We start from the raw sequence: 17,967 nt of genomic DNA on the forward strand, positions 1-17,967 counted from the left end.
TCTGATCACCCTGAACGACTGCTTGATCGATGGCTATCAAGGTTGGAACAGTTTCAGTTTATAGCCAGACTTTATGTTGACCAACAATATCGAAGAGGCGGTCAACATGAGAAAGTTATCTTCGGGAAAACGCAGCGGCATTAAACGACTATTCAAGTTGGAAGAAATTTGGCGAATTAGAACTAGGCTAGAGCTTGAAAGCGACCTAATGCAGCTTGCGCTATTGAACTTAGCCATTGATAGCAAACTAAGGGCAAGTGATTTACTAAAGCTGCATGTATATGATGTTTCTTCGCAAGGAGTAATCTATGAAAGAGTTCAATGCATCCAGCAAAAAACTGGCACCGACTGATAGGCTAGAGCTTTATTTTGACAAGGATCCGAAGAGCGTTGCTGACAATGGAATCTATGATATGAGCAGGAAAGTTGTTGGGTAGCTGGTTAACGGTTTGCTCAATAGCAATCGGAAAAGAGTCAACAAACTCGTCAAGTATCTCTTGCATTCGAACTGTGCAGAAACCAACAGTTTCTGCTGTTGCAATAAAGTGACGCGGATAGATTTTTTCTAAATGCCACTTATTGCCACTTGAAGTGGATTTGAGAGCCATCGCTAGTTTTAGTTTACGTGTGTTAATGCCTCTGCCACTTGATGTGGGGAAGGCTGACATAATGTCGTAGAAGGGGGTTAGTCTATAAGTTCCATTGGCCTCAATAAAAATTGAAAAGTTTTTTGCATGCCCGTCGGTTGCACCGATCAACCATTGAAATACTTGAAAGCACATAAAATCGTCGCAGTCGTTGTCTGCGCATCTAGAACGACTAAGTAGCTGCATGATTTCTTTAATACCAACACCACCATCACTCTGATATTTCAATCGTGAGGGAAGCGAGAATACTTGGCACATGTCCTCTTGAGCCAATCGAATAAGTGAGTTTTCATCTTGTGAACAGTGTCTATCGAAACGTTCAATAACTAGAGCTTTCATTCCTTGAACTTCTAAGATCTCAATCTTTGGAACTTGGAAGCCCATTGCTTCTGCAAGTTTTATACAGAAATACTCATTTTCAACGCTCCCCGTCATATCAAGTGTTGCCGCTGGCTGCTGAATAAAGCCGATCGGAAATTTGAGAATGTGAGTGCTTGGGTAATCCAAACTGGGTAAAAACCAATCATTTTTGATTTTAAGAAGCGCAGTTTTCTCTTGCGCCCCAGATATTGTGAAGCGGAAGTCGTGCTTATTGGACATGCCAAGAGGGAACTGATACTCATGAGCCGTAACTATATTGTGTAAATTACGAACTGAAAGAGGTTCCAGCCGTGTTGAAGCAAGACCATTATGTACTTCATTTGCTGGCAGCAATGAGAGAGAGCCAACGCAATCGCGGCCGATTGCATGCAATAAATCAAAAACGTCTGTTGAGTCGGTGCTATAGCGACGCTGTATGTTCTTACGTGTTGAAGTTAAATCTGGCAACAGATTATCAAAATAATTTGCTACAGGGTCACCTTTGTGTGACTGGCAATGAAGTGGGAGAGATAGTGAAATAGGGTAGGCTCTCGGTTGATTTAACCAATTCTCGTCATAGCAAAATTGCAGTTTGCCATCGTTTAGCTTGGTTAGATGGCCAACTTTGGTGTTGTTGATGTATACGATTAATGAAGACATTCGGATATCCTTTACATGAACATATACACCTATGATGTAGAACTGATTGTGCCAAGAGTAGAAGGTTCACGGTTTTTAATTGGCAATATTGGCTTTGATTGGTTGAACATAAGCAGACGTTCCCCAAAGAGGCACAGTAGAAAGACTATGTTTGAAACTACCGTCAGTCTCCTTAGTGGTATATGAGAGGTAGAGTAAGGTTTGATTATCCGCATCATAGATACGCCTTACTTTCATAGATTTGAAGAAAATACTTTTCGACTGTTTGAATACAACCTCACCAGATTTACTTTTGTCGATAGTTGCAATCATCTCAGGAGTAATATCACCAGTCTGACGACAAGAAATAGAACTGTCACTAGGGTCAGAAAGACTAAAATTTGCCTCAATAGAAGCGATATGACAAGTCACTCCTGGGACTTTCTCATCATCTAAATTTAACACCTTTATGTCCTTTAAGGTGAAAACGCCAAGCGATACGTCACCAACTTCGCTATCAGAGCACCCAGATAGAAGAGCGGTTATCAATGCCGCTTTTAGCATATTATTCATTTGTATCTCCTTGTATTTATGTAGCTTATTACATTATATCATACATTGATTTTATCGGTTTAAATTGTTATGTTATAGTATTGGTAATGGAGTGTACATCTTTGAGTGTGAAAATCCCAAGCGATACGTCTCCCACTTCATTGTCAGAACAGCCGGTGAGTAGGGCGATGATAAACATCGTAGCTAGGCATTTTTTCATTTTAACTCCTGATTAGGCTAAACATGGCTCGCAAAATGGCACTGGCGAGTGTTCGCTCACCATACTCACAAGGTCAGCGCAACAAATTGACAAGATCGCGCCGATTGCGCTAAGCATCATATGCTGCTGTAGCGTACCGTTTTCGTGGCGACATCATACGGATTTTCTGCTCGTAATACAGCCACAGCGAGCATTTGGTGAGATCATTCACCTCTCAATGCCAGCTTACAAGGGATTAAAGCTTGTCGCAGCGGGGTGGGATGAGTATGCTGCCTCTAATGCAACCGTCATTAAGCATGTTGCGTCACCAACCAAGAAGAAGCCCGCTATGAATCATTCCTCCTCACCTGTGGTTGCGATCAAAAATCAGTGGTTACTCAGTCAAGTCGATGTTGAATTTCCAACCACCGAAAGTTTACAAGGGCGCGATATTTACCAGGCTTTGAGCCAAAACACGCACGTGATACCGTTGCCAGTACAAGCCAGTGATGAGTCGTTACAACAAGAAATTTATCTGGTTGATTTCCATCGCTTAACCGTTTGGTTTGCTTTGTTACAGGCGACGCGCTGTACCGATCCACAGCAACAGTCGCTGTTAGTCGAATTTTTCACGCAAATCATCTATGCCCCACCTTGTCAGCTGTTTGTTGGATTTCATTTGGGTGAGCCTGTCGCGGCAGGCATGGTTACCGAGCACCAAGGTACGGTGCTGTTGTCGGATCTGGTAGTGAAAGCCAATACGCCTTTTGTTGATCCTGCAGTGTTTGCTCAGGCATTGTACGCTAAGTGGAAAACGCTGACCGCTAGCAGCGCGGTACCCTTTCTTGAGTTGGATTGACGGTTTTCATCCGAAAAAAGTGATGTTGGTTGAAGTTACGTAAGCCAATGCTCCGATTTCTGTGATTCTGTTAACTCGCACCTTTTTCGCGTGGCAGTGAGAGATACACTGCCAAGAGAATAAAGGAGACGTGATGACAGCATCCAGAGTGAAATGCGTAATTTTTGACTGCGAAGGTACTTTAGTTGATAGCGAACGTTTGTGCTGTGAGGCGTTAGTGCAGGTGTTTGGTGAACTTGGTGTTGCCTTAAGTTATTCACAAGTGGTTGAACACTTCGCTGGGGGTAAAATTGCTGATGTTCTGCACAGCACTTGCCAATTTGCCCACATCTCGGCCGATATTGACCTGCTTGAGCAGCGTTACCGAGCAGTAGTAGCGGAGATGTTTCAACGCCAATTAGTACCGATGTCTGGTGCTCAAGAATTGCTTGATTATCTACAGCATCATCAGATTGAATTTTGTGCGGTATCCAATGCGCCGCGAGAAAAAATTGCCCTGACTCTGAGTTTAGCTGGCTTAGAGCGCTATTTTCAGGGGCGAATTTTCTCTGCTTTTGATGCTAATAGCTGGAAGCCTGAGCCGGATTTGATCCGTTATTGTGCGATGAATATGGGGTTTACGCTTGAAGAGTGCATCTATATTGACGATACCGCCAAAGGGGTGGCGGCGGGGATTAATGCAGGGGTGATCACTTTTCAGCTTAGCCCGTTAAATCCTCAAAATCGTAGTCGTTGCCAGCAAGTCATCGTGTTAGCGCATTTACAGCAGTTAGTGCAATGGTTAAGTGATAGGCAATCTCCGCCACTCAAAGTCGCGATGCCATCTTCTCGCTAGCCCCTCAAGCGAGTGCTCCTATTTCTGAGTGTTTCTGTCAAATAAACGGATCATCTCGCCGCCAAAGCGCCCTTGGTACTTGCATGCAAGACCAATCATCCACCGCGGAGTGGGCTTCACAGATTCACTATTTGTATTTTCACCGATCTCATAAATCGGTTAGATTGTTGGCCAATTATGGTCTCTCGCAATAGGAGCCTCATGGCAGAGTGTCATCAACTGGCTACAACATTTCAAACGTATATGGAAAATCCGCTGGTATGGCCGATTTTTGATGTGTTGAAACATAAACCCTCAGGCTGGAAAGTTCACACTTTAGCGGCGCATTTAAGTGGGTTAGGTATGATGCCAGTGCTTGATCCCCAACCAGAAAAAGATCTGTTTAAGCGCAATTTTTTGATCATGAATGCGCTGTTTCAGCTACAAGAAACGCTGCATCCCCAAAAGTGGCTGCAAGTGGAAGCGATGGATATTGTGTTAGCACCGATGATGGGCCGTCAATTTCAGTCGATTGATATGCATGATCCGCTGCGTGATTACTACACCCAATGGGTCAACTATGAAGCGGATGAAGGGGAAGTGAAACGCTTGCTGAATGAATTCTGGACGCGTTATCGGCACTCGGTGGGCAGCGATAATGGTAAAACATTGACTCGCAGCCAAGCCTTGCGTCTGTTTGAACTGAGCGAAGCGGCTAACGCGCTAGAGATCCGTAAAACGTGGCGACGGCTGGCTTTGCGCTGGCACCCTGATCGAGACAACGGCAGTGCTGAACGGTTTCGCATCTTATGTGAAGCGTGGAATATTCTTAGGAATGAATATTCATAAATACCGATTCATCTACCAATGACTAGCCAAATATTACTCAAACATAACCCAGCCATTGAGCGTGTTATGTTTGAGTCGTGAGTAATAGGCTAGGGCGCTGACATTGCAGAGCACAAGCCTTTTGGCCTGTTAGTTTGTTTAAGCTTTAAATTGTGCTTTGCGCATCCGGTTGAGAGCCGCCATCGCATCTAAAATCCGCGGTTTGGCTAAATCACCATGATTAGGCATTGCAAGGTGCCAGTCGCCTTCCAGCATTTTGCTCATTGCTTGAGCTGGGTTTTCTGTCCAGCCTGGTAACTGCGCCAGTTGGAACCATAGCCAACCCATCGCATTCACTTCGCTGGAGCTTTGCAACTGTTCAAGCGCAGAAATATCGGTGAATTCTTTACCAAAACGTAGTGCATCTAACCCTTTGGCTGAAACGCGGAACTTACCTTCTAGCAGCAGTTTTTGCAACGTGGCGCAATTTAACGCGCGTGGAGCAAAGGTGGCAAGTGGGGTTTCACATTCGTTACGACGTAGCGTCGGATGTTGAGCGATCACTTCACGCGCTTTGGCTGTCACATCAACCGGTTGATAATCGTGCATCTGGATCACGGTATCTGCCACATCCAGATAGTCACCGGATCCTCCCATCACCACTAAGGTGGAAATACCTAAATCGTCACGCAATTGACCAATGCGATCCACTAGTGGTGTGATTGGCTCTGCACCTTTACTGACCAGTGCCTGCATCCGCTCATCACGGATCATAAAGTTGGTCGCCGAGGTGTCTTCATCGATCATTAAGGTGGTCGCGCCCGCTTCAATAGATTCTTGTAACCACGCGGATTGTGAAGTTGAGCCTGAAGCATCTTGAGTGCTGAAATCGGTCGTATCTTTCGCCATCGGTAAATGGTTAATGTAGTTCGACAAATTGAGATTGTGTACACAGCGCCCTTCTTCGGCGCGAATTTTCATTGCTTTGCCATCCGTCACCATCCGCTCACGGCCATCGCCCGGAATATGGTTGTACACCGAACGTTCTAGCGCAGTGAGTAAGGTCGATTTACCGTGGAAGCCACCACCAACAATCAAAGTGATGCCTTGTGGGATACCCATGCCAGTTAATTCACCTTGGTTGGGTGTACTAAGGGTGACTTGCAATGATGCTGGAGTTTGAAACGGTACCGCTTCTTTCATCGGCAAATCACAGTTACCGGCTAAACGGGGCAGAATACTGCCATTGGCGACAAAAGCGACCAAGCCAAGATCGTCAAGTTGGGCGCGCATCGCTTGCTGATCTTCTACCACAGCGCAGTGATGCAGCAGTGCGGCTTTATTCAATTCACGTTCTAATGTGGCGCGGCGGATGTATTTTGGCAGATGGAAAGTGAGAATATTCAGGGCCTTCTTGGCCAGAATATCACGCCCTTCGGCAGGCAGACTCATGCGAAAGCGCAGTTCAATACCCTGTTCGTTAAACAGCACGGCAGTGCTATCAAGTACGGTTTGACCGCTGAATGCAATGGATAAACTGTTGTCTTGTTTGGCAAATTCTGCAAAGGCGCGTGCAATAAAATCACGCGCAGCCATTTGATAAGTGGGTGATTTTTCTTTAAGCCATTCTAAACCGGTCAATGACCAAGCACGGGTGGCGCGCAGGCGAGAGGCGGAAGCGTATGGATCAGACTGAACATGATCGATGAATAGCGTAAAGTCAGTAAAGTCATACTGGCCTTTGATCTGCTGATAAGCACGATAGTTCTGCTTTTCAAGTTTTTTCAGAGTTGCAATTAGTCGATCCATCTCGATTATCGCTCATAGGGAAAGAAAAAGAGGAGCGCGATTATAGGTAGCGCCCAACTAAGAGTAAAGCAATGATGCGCCCTGCGGTAGGTTAACCGGTTGGTGCGCATCAGCACGGTGAGTATCGAGGCACCAACGCAGCGCATATTCAAAGTAAATTCGGGTCGTTTTGGTTAATAAAGGCACTGAGATTAACCGGTTGCTGGTAATCAATCTCAGTAAAGCCAAAGCCGTTGAGTTGCATAAACTCTTGTTTAAACCCGGTATAATCGCCCAATTGTTGAAAATTGCTGGCGTTGAGTTGCGCTAAACAGGCGGCGACTTGTGCTTGAGTATCTGGGTTCATCTCCCAATCATCCATGCGGATCAAGCGTTCACTGTCGACGGGTGGCGGATTGCGGCCATACAATTTCTCGCTCAATAAGCGCTGCATCTGTTCAATGCAGCCTTCATGGGTACCTTTATTTTTCATCACTTGATAGAGCGCGATCAAATAGGGGCTTAAGCCGGGAATAAAAACGCTGGCTTTGGTGACCAGTGCTTTACACACCACGGCATAGGCTGCGCCATTAAAATTAGCCAGTTTGAGGTTAAGCGCATGGCTGGTTTGATGAAGATCGATTTTAGCCCGACCTAACGTCCCATCGAGGTAAATCGGATGGGTGGCGGGTGGGCCAACATAAGAAAATGCAATGGTTTTACACCCTTCAGCCAGTGACTCAGCGTTAATTAACGTATCAATCCAGTTTTGCCAATCATCACCGCCCATGACGCGCAACGTGGCCTCGATTTCCTGTTCAGTGGCTGGCTCTAAGCAGGTTTCTGTCCAAGTGTCGCTATCGAGCATGATTGATGCACCAGAGACTGGCTCACCAATCGGCTTGATGGCCGAACGCCAATATTCACCATTGGTTTGGCGGCGCATGCCACTGGCAATGCTGTAGATGATCAAATCCACTTCGCCTTCAAAGTAGGTTTCAATCGCCTCAATCACTTGTTCGCGCATTTCGGTAGAAAACACATCACCACTCAGATTGACGGCGATACGCCCCGCTTGCTCAGCGTGCTGTTTAAAAAAGTGATTGTTGTAGTAACCCGCACTGCCGGTTTGATTTTCGCTTGGAGCTCGCTCTAAAGAAACGCCAATAGTATCGGCCTGTGCACCACCAAATGTGAGCGCAATTCGTGCGGCTAAGCCAAAACCTGATGATGCGCCAAGGATCAAGACACGTTTAGGGCCTGAGCGAATAGGCTTTGCCTGTTTGACGTATTGGATTTGATTAAGGATGGCTTGCTCGCAGCCATAAGGATGAGCGCTGCGCGCCACAACGCCCTGAATGAGTGGCTTGATGTGCATAATGTCACCTATGATGTGGTCAATTGCTCGAAAATAGCGTAAAGCTAAGTAAATTTTATTGAGCTAAGCCATTAAATGAGTGAATGGTTATAAATGCTCACTGAGTTGCTCAGCGACAAAATCGGCAATCCAAGGTTGTGCCTCAGGTTTAGGATGTAAGCCATCGGCCATCATCCACTCTGGCTTTACGATCACTTGTTCAAGAAAAAATGACAGGAGTGGAATGGAAAATTGTTCCGCTAAGCTTGGGTAGATCTGCGCAAAACCCTCGCTGTAGCGTTTGCCATAATTGGGAGGGATGCGGATCTGCATTAACAGGGCGGTTGCATTATGTGCTTGGATCTGTTCAATCATGGTACTTAAATTTTGGCTAACCGTGTGTAGTGGAAAACCACGTAAGCCATCATTGGCGCCAAGTTCAATTAATACCAGATCGGGTTGATGTTGAGTAAGCAACGCGGGTAAGCGTTCAAGGCCGTTACCCGTAGTATCGCCCGAGATGCTGGCATTAACCACCGAGAGTGTTTGGCCTTTTTCACCCAAAGCTTCGGTCAGTAAGCTTGGCCACGCTTGCTCAATGGGCATGGCATAGCCAGCGCTTAAACTGTCGCCGAGTATTAATAAGGTGTTACTGCTAGCAGTAGCAGAAAACAGCATTAGCAACCATAAGGAAATCCATCGAATCATGTCTACATCCGTTATCTTAGCGCAATCATTATCTAAATCAGTCTCTACCAATCAGCAACATTTAACAATCCTTCACCAGGTGAATCTGTCGATTGAGGCGGGAGAAAGTGTTGCGATTGTGGGTGCTTCTGGTGCGGGTAAATCAACCTTAATGACGCTGCTCGCCGGTTTAGACACACCAACTGATGGTGAAGTGTATCTGCTCGGTCAGCCGCTATCACAATTGGATGATGAAGCGCGCGCGGCGCTGCGTCGTGAGTCAATTGGTTTTGTTTTCCAAAGTTTTCTGCTGATCCCAAGTTTATCCGCGTTGGAAAATGTCACCTTACCGTGTTTATTGCGCGGTGAAATGGAAGATCGTGCCCGGGGGCAAAGCTTGCTGCAAGCGGTTGGATTAGCTGAGCGCATGCACCATGTTCCCGCGCAATTATCGGGCGGCGAGCAGCAGCGTGTTGCACTTGCCCGCGCGTTTATGACTCGTCCACAACTGCTGTTTGCTGATGAACCAACCGGTAATCTTGATCAAGCCACTGCCGCCAAAGTGATTGATTTGCTGTTTGAACTAAATCGTGATCATGCGACTACCCTCGTTTTGATCACCCATGATCCGCAACTGGCACAACGTTGTCAGCGGCGCTTTTTTATGCACGCGGGTGAGCTGGAGGAGCGCGTATGAAGCGATTGTCGTCGGTTGCTCATGTGCGGCGGTTACTCAGTTGGAGCCTAGGTGAAATTCGCCATGGTCAGTTATGGCCAGTGGCTGTGGCGCTTACGCTGATTGTCGCCGCTATTTTTGCATTAACCGCGCTGGCGCAAAGAATGGAGCAAGTGATCGTTAAGCAAGGGCGTGAGGCGTTGACCGCAGATACGGTGTTTGTTTCGTCCAATCCACTGCCACAATCCTTACTTACTTTAAGTGCACAGTCCGCGATACAGACCGCACAATTGACCAGTTTTGCGACCATGGCATTTAGTGATCATGGCATGCAACTGGTTACGGTTAAGGCGGTGGATAGTGCTTATCCACTGCGTGGTGAGATGCGCTTAAGCGATGGTCAAAAACAACTGCATCATGTGCAGGTTAATCAGTTGTGGTTAGAGCCGCGGGTGAAAGATCAGCTCGGTGTCACGATTGGGGATCATGTGGCACTGGGCGATGCGGATTTTATGGTCAGTGGCGAAATTAGTGCAGAGCCAGGGCTGAGCTTTAACCCCTTTCAGCCAATGCCCACCGTTTATATTCATCTCGCTGATGTGGCTAAAACGGGGGCTATTCAGCCCGGCAGTCGGGTGCAATTTAGCCTGTTTATGGTTGGTGAGCCGCAGACTCTGGCGGGCATTAAACAAGCGGTAAGTTTAACTGCGAGCGATCGCTGGCAGGACCAAGAGAGTGGCAGCCAAACCAATCAAGTGTTTGAGCGCAGTCAACAATATTTGTCCATGACGGTGGCGATCGTGATCTTAATGGCGGCGACTACTTTAGTGCTGACTTGTCAGCACTATGCCGCAACACGTATGCACACGATTGCGATGTTAAAAAGTCTTGGTGCGAGTCGGCGCTGGCTTTACCGCTGGTTAGGGCTGCAAGTGGGTTTGCTGCTGGTGTGTGCGCTAGTGCTGGGTAGTGCGATGGGAATCGGATTGGAATTTTTATTACGCATACCACTGCGCGATTTATTGCCCAGCCCGCTACCGAGTTATGGTTGGCGCCCATGGTGGATCGCACTGATAAGTTGTTTACTGATTGCGGTACCAGCTCTTGGTATTCCCCTTGGGCGGCTGTTGAACATCAGTGCTGCCGCGGTATTGCAACCCGTATCAACTCGAGTCAGTTGGCAACGTACTCTGCTGCTGATCATGGTGCCTGTGGTGCCGATGTTATTGGTGTATTGGCAAAATCCGCTGATTTGGGTAGTGCTGCTTGGTATGCTAGCGCTGTTTGTGCTGTTGGCGATACTCAGTATGCTGATCACGCGTTTAATGGCTAAATTACCCCTCAACCCTGCAATGGTATTAGCATTGAGTCGGATTAATCGATCCGCGACAGCCAGTGGCTTGCAGTTTGGCGCGTTAGCACTGTCTTTGATGCTGCTTGCGATCATTTGGCTGGTGCGCACCGATTTGCTGGCGGATTGGCAACGAACGTTACCAGCAAACGCAGCTAATGCTTTTGCACTGAATATTAGTGAAACGGAAAAAGCCAGTTATCTGGCGGCATTAGATGCGGCCAATATTGAGCGCTCAAGTGCTTATCCGATTATGCGTGGCCGTTTGAGTGAGATTAACGGTCAGCCTGCGAATCAATATACTCCCGCGGGTGAGCAAAGCTCAAATGCACTACGCCGTGAGTTAAACCTGACTTGGGCGCAGCAACTGCCCGATTATAATCCGATTTTACAAGGTGAGTGGCATAGCCAACAAGGTGTGTCGGTAGAGCAACAAGTGGCGCGTGATCTTGGTCTTAAATTGGGTGATACGCTGACTTTTGTGATCAATAGCCAGCGGGTTAGCGCCCAGGTTAACACTATTCGTCAGGTCGAATGGCGCACCATGCAACCCAACTTCTATTTCATCTTGAGTCCTGATGTGGTGCAGCAACTGCCGGTCAGTTATTTGATCAGCTTTCGCCTCTCTCCGGAGCATGATGTGTTGCTCGGTCAGTTAGCACGTCAGCATCCGACGGTGAGTTTAATCGACATTCGTGCTATGGGGGCTAAAATCCAAGCGTTGTTGACCCAAATCGTGTGGTCGATCACTGTGCTGGCTGCGCTTGGTGTGGTGGCAGGGATGTTGCTGATCTTCATTTTATTGCGTTTAAGTTTAACTCAACGCCAGCAGGAAATTCGCCTTTATCGCACTTTAGGCGCGAGCCGACGTCGAGTGCTACAAACCATTTGGGCTGAATATGGTTTGATGGCGCTGATCGCCGGTTTAGTTGCCAGTGTCAGCGCAGATGTAGTGGTGGCTGCTGTTATGCATTGGGGGTTTAACTTGGCCCCTAACTTACATATTGGACTGTGGTTAGTGTTGCCAACACTTACGTTTTGCACACTGGCTGCGGTGGTGAGTCGCTTACTGAAACGGCTGTTAGCCCCCGTCAATCAAGCGTTGTACGATTAGTCGCTTGAGTAAATGGTTTAGTTATCCACAAAATCAGTGGATAACTTTTGGGATAAGTAAAGTGGTGGTTTAGCACTGGCTCGGTGCTAGCCCCGTAGTGACCGAGGTTTGCGAGTTTTGGTTATACACAAAATGGGTAAAACCGAAAAATAGCAAATCTCCGTCAAGCATTTTTTTGATTTTTTTCGAGCTAAAATTTGCTTGCTTTACGATGATTAAGCTGACTTTAAAAACTCAGGCTAGTCGAGTTGTCGCAGCAATGAGGCGGGTGATGATTTGATTGGAAAATGTGATTTGCTTAACCTTTCACAGCCTCTAGAATAGCGACTATGTTAGTTGGCCTAGATGTAACTGTAGGGAAAATATGACATTGCGATCTCAAGAACGCCGAATTGCGATTATAGGTGGTGGTATCGCCGGGGCAACGGCCGCGGTGCACTTAGCTGAGCTTGGGCTCAATGTATTACTGATTGAAAAAGGCGCGGGCTTAGTTAATGGGCCACCGATTTGCCATTTACATGCTGGTGGTAATCTATATCGGGAAATTTCAGAGCAGCAGTGTATTGAGTTGCTTGAGCAATCAATTGAAACCGTGCGTCTTTATCCTCATACCTTGAATGTTCGTCCTACCATTATCACAGTGCCCAAATCTGATCCCGGTGAACCACAAGCGATTTTGGCGCGCTTAATGACCATTCAAAATGCCTATCGAACTTTAGTTGAACATGATGGCGCCAATCAAGTGCTCGGCGAGGTCGAACACTACTATCGTGCTTATCAGCGGGACGAATTAGAACATTTGGCAAAAACTTGCCAAGCAAATCCGCCGCGTTGTGATGATGATTGGATGGTGCCTTTTGCACAGCATGTTGATTTAGATCAGCTCAAATATCCGGTGGTGTTAGTCCAAGAGTATGGTTGGAGTGTATTTCGGCTCGCGGCCAGTGTTGAGCTGACACTGGCGGAATTGCCTAATTGTCAAGTGATGACCCGTTGTGAGCTGATCGATGCTCAATATCACCATCATCAGTGGCAACTGACTTATACCGATGATCAAGGCCAGCAACAGCAGCAAACGGTGGATTACCTGGTGAATGCTTGTGGTTTTGAAACCGGTCGTATTGATGATATGGCGGGTCATCAACGCCAGCGTTTGGTCGAGTTTAAAGCGGCTTACGTCACTCAATGGCCTGATTGCCATCAATGGTGGCCGGAGGTTATTTTCCACGGCCCACGTGGCAGTGACGCTGGTATGGCACAGTTAACCCCTTATGCCGATGGAACCTTTCAACTGCATGGCATGACACAAGCAATCACCTTGTTTGATGATGGTTTGGTGAGCTCTAGTCCAACCTCTGCACAGCCACAGTTACCAAGTTATTTACAACACAAAATTGAGCACGGCTGGCCGTTATCGGCTCAGCAGCAGCGCACGCAAAGTGCAGTAGAGCATATGTCCCGTTTTGTGCCCGCTTTTTCCAGTGCACAGTGGGCGGCCACTCCACTGTTTGGAGCACAGCAAATTCCCGGTGATGATGTAACGTTACGTGCGGCAGATGTGAGCTTTGAAGCGAATCATTATGCACGGCTGGAGGTGGTGAAAGGCTCATCGGCACTGCGTGCGGCACGGCAACTGGTGGCTCACTGGCAATTACACCCGTCCGAGCAGCAACTTGCCATCGAAGCAGAGCATCCGGTTAGCCTCGCGTTAACCGCAGAGCAAGTTGAACAGCATGCGCTTAGCTTAAGTCAAGCGCGTGGCTATCCGGTCGCATTAGCCAAAGTGTATGGTGGTAAGCCGTAGGCGTAATCAGGCCGCATGACCCATTAGCGGATCGGCGAATTAAATGGGTATCATTAGGCATCAGGCTGACGAGCGTTAACCGATGCGAAGATTGATCTAATGGCTGCTGCTTACGCGGTAAACCGCAGCCGTCGGTTGGTGATAAATAAAAAGTTACACTCCCCACACATATCAAGGAGTCGAGTGATGAAAGTATTGGTTACTGGTGGCATGGGCTATATCGGCAGTCACACCTGTATTCAAATGATCCAAGCTGGGATGACGCCAGTGATCTTGGATAATCTATATAACAGTAAGGCGACGGTGCTGGCTCGCATTGAGCAAGTTACTGGCGTGCGGCCACAATTTGTACTGGGTGATGTGCGTGATCAAACGCTGCTGGTGGAAGTGATGCAACAGCAGCAGATTGAAGCCGTGATCCATTTTGCTGGCCTAAAAGCGGTCGGGGAGTCGGTTCAAAAGCCACTGGAATATTATGATAATAACGTACATGGCTCGTTGGTGTTGGTCGCGGCGATGCGTGAGGCGGGTGTGAAGTCTTTGATTTTTAGCTCCTCAGCCACCGTGTATGGCGATCCAGCCAGTGTGCCGATCACTGAGTCTTTCCCAACCAGTGCTACTAATCCGTATGGGCGCAGTAAATTGATGGTCGAAGAGTGTTTGAACGATTTTCAGCAAGCTAATCCTGACTGGAGCATTACCTTGCTGCGCTATTTCAACCCGGTTGGTTCCCATCCATCTGGCTTATTGGGGGAAGATCCGCAAGGCATTCCTAATAACCTAATGCCGTTTGTGGCGCAGGTAGCGGTGGGGCGTCGCGAGCATTTATCGGTGTTTGGCAGTGATTACCCCACCAAAGATGGGACTGGGGTGCGTGACTATATCCATGTAATGGATCTTGCCGATGGCCATATTGCAGCATTGCAAAAAGTTGGAACCCAAGCTGGATTGCATATTTACAATCTCGGTACCGGAAAGGGTTACAGTGTACTGGAAATGGTCAAAGCCTTTGAAACGGCAGCAGGGCGTGCAGTGCCTTACCAGCTGGTTGAACGTCGAGCTGGTGATATTGCGGAATGCTGGGCTGATCCAACCAAAGCCGCGCAGCAGTTAGGTTGGCAAGCCACTCGCACTTTAGATGAGATGACGCAAGATACTTGGCGTTGGCAGTCTAATAACCCACAAGGTTATCCGTCAGAATATACCCTTCCTACTTGAAGCTGCAGCGGTGTTGGCGACGTTCGTTCACCCCAATCACATAGTTTTCCTATGCTCATGGGGACTCTCTCACTTGCCGCCTACCTGCAACTCCAAGTTGTTTCGGTATAGGTGGTACGCAGCAGTAAACTGATCATCCGCCGATTGACTTAGTGATATAAAAACGCCCATCGTGAGTGATGGGCGTTTTTTATCAAACTGCGCAATCGATAATATTAACCCAGCGCTGGTAGCACTCCAAAAGTAATCAGCAACTGCGTACCAATGATCAGTACCCCAACCGAGCCGGTGATCAATAGCGCTGCATTACCACCATTGACTTGGTAATCAGTGCTGCTGGCTTGCTGGCGCACTTTGATCACCATCGCTAACGGTAAGAAAATCGCCAAAATCGCTAATGCAATCGCGGCGTAGCCAAGCGCCATAATAAACCCTTGTGGGTAAAACAGTGCAAACACCAGTGGTGGTAAAAATGTGATGATCGAGGTCAGTGGACGGTTAATTTTGCCTTGTTTACTGCGCAGTGAATCGCCCAGAAATTCGAACAAACCAAGACTCACGCCTAAAAATGAAGTGAGCAACGCCAAGTCAGCAAATACGCCAATCAAGTTACCCAGATGAGATTGATTGACAGTGGTTGCCAGCACGCCAATCAGTGCGGTTAACCCCATATTGTCGAGTAGGGTTGATTGGCTCACCACGCCGAGTGTGACAATTTGCCAGAAAATGTAGATCACCAACGGGATCGCCGAGCCAAGTAAAATCGCTTTACGCAGTGCCGGTGTGTCGCCATCTAAATAATTGACGATGGCCGGAATGCTACCGTGAAAGCCAAAAGAGGTAAAAATTACTGGAATCGCGGCCACAATCAAACCTTGTTCAATTGGCATGCTTAATAGGTAAGTGTGTGACACATTCGGTGCCAGGAAAAACAGCACCGCGATCATCGCGATCATTTTGCCGGCAAATAACACCCGGTTGACCCGATCCACGGTGCTGGTACCAATCGTGACCACTAATGCGACTAGGATCGTAAACAGCAAAGTGCCACTTGAACTCGCGACGGTCATGCCGCTGAAATGGGCAATCCGTTGGGTAAATTGTGCACCGCCTCCGGCAATGTAGGCCGCGCACAGTGAGTAAAACAGAAATAGCATGGCAAAAGTGGCCACCCACTTCCCTTTGTCACCTAAAATTTGTTTCGCCAAGGTGTGTAGCGTGGCATCTTGCTCGGCGTATTGGTGAATCTCCACCATTAATAGCGCGGTAAATGCCATCAGCATCCACAATCCGAGCATGATTATTAATGATGTCGTGAAACCGATCCCCGCGGAAGCTAGAGGCAAGGCTAGCATTCCTGCACCAATCGTGGTGCCTGCGATAATCAAAGTACTGCCTAAAAGCTTTGATTGTGTCATCTGTAAACTCTTTTATACGTTATTTAAACTTACGCTTAGTGTTTTGTACGAAACGCAAGCAATTAAGTCATCTATTTACACTAAATTTTGCCTATTCTGTAGTGAGTTTCGATTTGCGTCAATCAGTTTGTAAATTTTAAAATCCATGCGTGTAATTTAATGTTTACATTGTGCGTATGATACTGCACGGGCTTGCTCTGCTAGATACTTGTTGTGACATCTTGATTGCGCAGTCTGATCTGCCATTTTAGAGAAAGCCAAACGCTACGCACTTTGTTACAATCCGCGCCCCAAAAGTTCAATAGGTACGCACTATGTCATCCACCCCGATCACTTTTTCGCAATTAGGCTTAGATCCTGATCTGCTCACCACATTAAGTGGGCTGGGAATCGTGGATCCCACTCCGATCCAACAGCAAGCCATTCCGCATGTGTTGCAAGGTAAAGATGTGTTAGCTGGGGCGCAAACCGGAACCGGCAAAACCGCGGCGTTTGGTTTACCTATAATTCAGCGCTTTGTGACTGAGCCGTGGTCGCGTGAAGTCAATAGCAAAGAAGTGCGTGCGTTAGTGCTAGTGCCCACCCGCGAATTAGCCCAGCAAGTGCTTGAAAGCATGCAAGCTTATGCGCAAGGTACCGAGTTAAAAATTGTCGCCGTTTATGGCGGAACCAGTATGAAGGTGCAGCTTAACCATCTGCGTGGTGGGGTGGATATTTTAATTGCGACACCGGGGCGCTTACTCGATCACGCGCACGTTAAATCGCTCTTTTTAGGTAAAGTGGAAGTCTTGGTGCTCGATGAAGCGGATCGCATGTTGGATATGGGGTTTATGCCGGATATTCAGCGTGTGTTACGCCGTTTGTCACCACTGCGGCAAACGCTGTTTTTCTCGGCCACCTTTGATAGCAAAATCAAAGCAGTGGCGTATCGCATTATGCGCGATCCGTTGGAAGTGCAAGTCACCCCATCGAACTCTACTGCAGCAACGGTGCAGCAGATGGTTTATCCGGTCGATAAAAAACGTAAGCGTGAGTTGTTGGCCTATTTAATTGGCTCGAAAAATTGGCAGCAAGTGTTAGTGTTTACCAAAACTCGCCAGGGCAGTGATGCACTGGCCGACGAGTTAAAGCTCGATGGTATCAAAGCGGTCTCGATCAATGGCGATAAAAGCCAAGGGGCGCGGCAAAAAGCCTTAGATGATTTTAAAGCCGGTAAGGTGCGTGCGTTGATTGCAACCGATGTGGCAGCGCGTGGTTTAGATATTGCGCAGCTTGAGCAAGTGGTTAACTATGACATGCCATTTAAAGCGGAAGATTACGTACACCGCATTGGGCGTACTGGCCGAGCGGGTCAAGCGGGTTTAGCCGTGTCATTACTGGCGCATGATGAGCAGGGGCAATTGGAAGCGATTGAACGCTTACTCAATACTCGTTTGCCACAAGAGTGGCTATCAGGCTTTGAACCTAGCCCGATAGTGCGTGACGAGAATTCGCCACGCGCGGGTGGCCGCTCTGCTGAGAAGCGTAAGCTTAAGGCGCAGTTAAAAATTCATGCTCAGCGCGGTAAAAAAGCACGCTGATCGTGAGCAGTGGCGAAGTTTTCTCAAAGGTCATGCAAAAATAGTAATCCACCAAGGGTAATACCATAGACCAAGG

Annotated in this window: 14 protein-coding genes and 1 pseudogene; 9 read left to right on the top strand and 6 right to left on the bottom strand. The window is 47.6% G+C overall.

Translation table 11 applies throughout. The features are described from left to right. Nucleotides 1-106: 106 nt before the first annotated feature. Nucleotides 107-349: pseudogene (locus OOK74_RS14580) on the top strand (integrase); the annotation flags it as partial. A 7-nt stretch (nucleotides 350-356) separates the two neighbouring features. Here OOK74_RS14580 and OOK74_RS14585 read toward each other — a convergent pair. Both OOK74_RS14585 and OOK74_RS14590 read right to left on the bottom strand, forming a co-directional pair. Beyond that, nucleotides 357-1,667: a type II toxin-antitoxin system HipA family toxin gene (locus OOK74_RS14585; RefSeq protein ID WP_278183392.1), complete on the bottom strand. Its 1,311-nt coding sequence runs from the start codon at nucleotides 1,665-1,667 to the stop codon at nucleotides 357-359. Nucleotides 1,668-1,742: 75 nt separating this feature from the next. Next, entirely contained in the window at nucleotides 1,743-2,219 is a 477-nt protein-coding gene (locus OOK74_RS14590) for a CreA family protein (protein ID WP_278183393.1), read from the bottom strand. 527 nt (nucleotides 2,220-2,746) lie between these two features. Between OOK74_RS14590 and OOK74_RS14595 the strand changes: the two genes are divergently transcribed. From OOK74_RS14595 to OOK74_RS14605, 3 genes are all read left to right on the top strand, one after another. Continuing rightward, nucleotides 2,747-3,256, top strand: a complete 510-nt coding sequence (locus OOK74_RS14595; RefSeq protein ID WP_274721742.1) for a hypothetical protein — start codon at nucleotides 2,747-2,749, stop codon at nucleotides 3,254-3,256. A 133-nt stretch (nucleotides 3,257-3,389) separates the two neighbouring features. Further along, nucleotides 3,390-4,091 (top strand): HAD family hydrolase, encoded by a 702-nt coding sequence (locus OOK74_RS14600; protein ID WP_278183394.1) that lies wholly within the window; start codon nucleotides 3,390-3,392, stop codon nucleotides 4,089-4,091. Nucleotides 4,092-4,292: 201 nt separating this feature from the next. Continuing rightward, nucleotides 4,293-4,919, top strand: a complete 627-nt coding sequence (locus OOK74_RS14605; protein WP_278183395.1) for a DNA-J related domain-containing protein — start codon at nucleotides 4,293-4,295, stop codon at nucleotides 4,917-4,919. Between the two features lie 138 nt (nucleotides 4,920-5,057). On the opposite strand, the gene OOK74_RS14610 is transcribed toward OOK74_RS14605, so the two are convergent. The 3 genes from OOK74_RS14610 to tesA form a co-directional block, all read right to left on the bottom strand. Next, a complete protein-coding gene (locus OOK74_RS14610) occupies nucleotides 5,058-6,707 on the bottom strand; it encodes an ABC-ATPase domain-containing protein (RefSeq protein WP_278183396.1) in 1,650 nt (549 codons plus the stop codon). A gap of 148 nt (nucleotides 6,708-6,855) precedes the next feature. Then, entirely contained in the window at nucleotides 6,856-8,064 is a 1,209-nt protein-coding gene (gene fabV, locus OOK74_RS14615) for an enoyl-ACP reductase FabV (RefSeq protein WP_278183397.1), read from the bottom strand. A gap of 87 nt (nucleotides 8,065-8,151) precedes the next feature. Continuing rightward, nucleotides 8,152-8,751: a multifunctional acyl-CoA thioesterase I/protease I/lysophospholipase L1 gene (gene tesA / locus OOK74_RS14620; RefSeq protein WP_278183398.1), complete on the bottom strand. Its 600-nt coding sequence runs from the start codon at nucleotides 8,749-8,751 to the stop codon at nucleotides 8,152-8,154. Here tesA and OOK74_RS14625 point away from each other — a divergent pair. The 4 genes from OOK74_RS14625 to galE all read left to right on the top strand — a co-directional run bounded on the left by OOK74_RS14625 (nucleotide 8,750) and on the right by galE (nucleotide 14,893). Next, entirely contained in the window at nucleotides 8,750-9,427 is a 678-nt protein-coding gene (locus OOK74_RS14625) for an ABC transporter ATP-binding protein (protein ID WP_278183399.1), read from the top strand. The two genes, tesA and OOK74_RS14625, sit on opposite strands and share 2 nt — an antisense overlap. Then, entirely contained in the window at nucleotides 9,424-11,871 is a 2,448-nt protein-coding gene (locus tag OOK74_RS14630; protein WP_278183400.1) for an ABC transporter permease, read from the top strand. Before OOK74_RS14625 ends, OOK74_RS14630 begins: the two co-directional genes overlap by 4 nt. Nucleotides 11,872-12,235: 364 nt before the next feature. After that, nucleotides 12,236-13,675 (top strand): FAD-dependent oxidoreductase, encoded by a 1,440-nt coding sequence (locus OOK74_RS14635; protein WP_274721750.1) that lies wholly within the window; start codon nucleotides 12,236-12,238, stop codon nucleotides 13,673-13,675. A 186-nt stretch (nucleotides 13,676-13,861) separates the two neighbouring features. Then, a complete protein-coding gene (gene galE, locus OOK74_RS14640; protein WP_278183401.1) occupies nucleotides 13,862-14,893 on the top strand; it encodes a UDP-glucose 4-epimerase GalE in 1,032 nt (343 codons plus the stop codon). 215 nt (nucleotides 14,894-15,108) lie between these two features. Here the strand turns inward: galE and OOK74_RS14645 are convergent, their stop codons facing one another. After that, on the bottom strand, nucleotides 15,109-16,311 hold the full coding sequence (locus tag OOK74_RS14645; protein WP_274721752.1) for an aromatic amino acid transport family protein: 1,203 nt from the start codon (nucleotides 16,309-16,311) through the stop codon (nucleotides 15,109-15,111). Between the two features lie 314 nt (nucleotides 16,312-16,625). Here OOK74_RS14645 and OOK74_RS14650 point away from each other — a divergent pair, with 314 nt between their 5' ends. Further along, the gene (locus OOK74_RS14650) at nucleotides 16,626-17,891 is read left to right on the top strand and encodes a DEAD/DEAH box helicase (protein ID WP_278183402.1); all 1,266 of its coding nucleotides are present in this window, start codon (nucleotides 16,626-16,628) and stop codon (nucleotides 17,889-17,891) included. Nucleotides 17,892-17,967: the final 76 nt, after the last annotated feature.

This window comes from Vibrio misgurnus (assembly GCF_029635775.1).
Classification (GTDB): Bacteria; Pseudomonadota; Gammaproteobacteria; order Enterobacterales; family Vibrionaceae; genus Vibrio; species Vibrio chanodichtyis.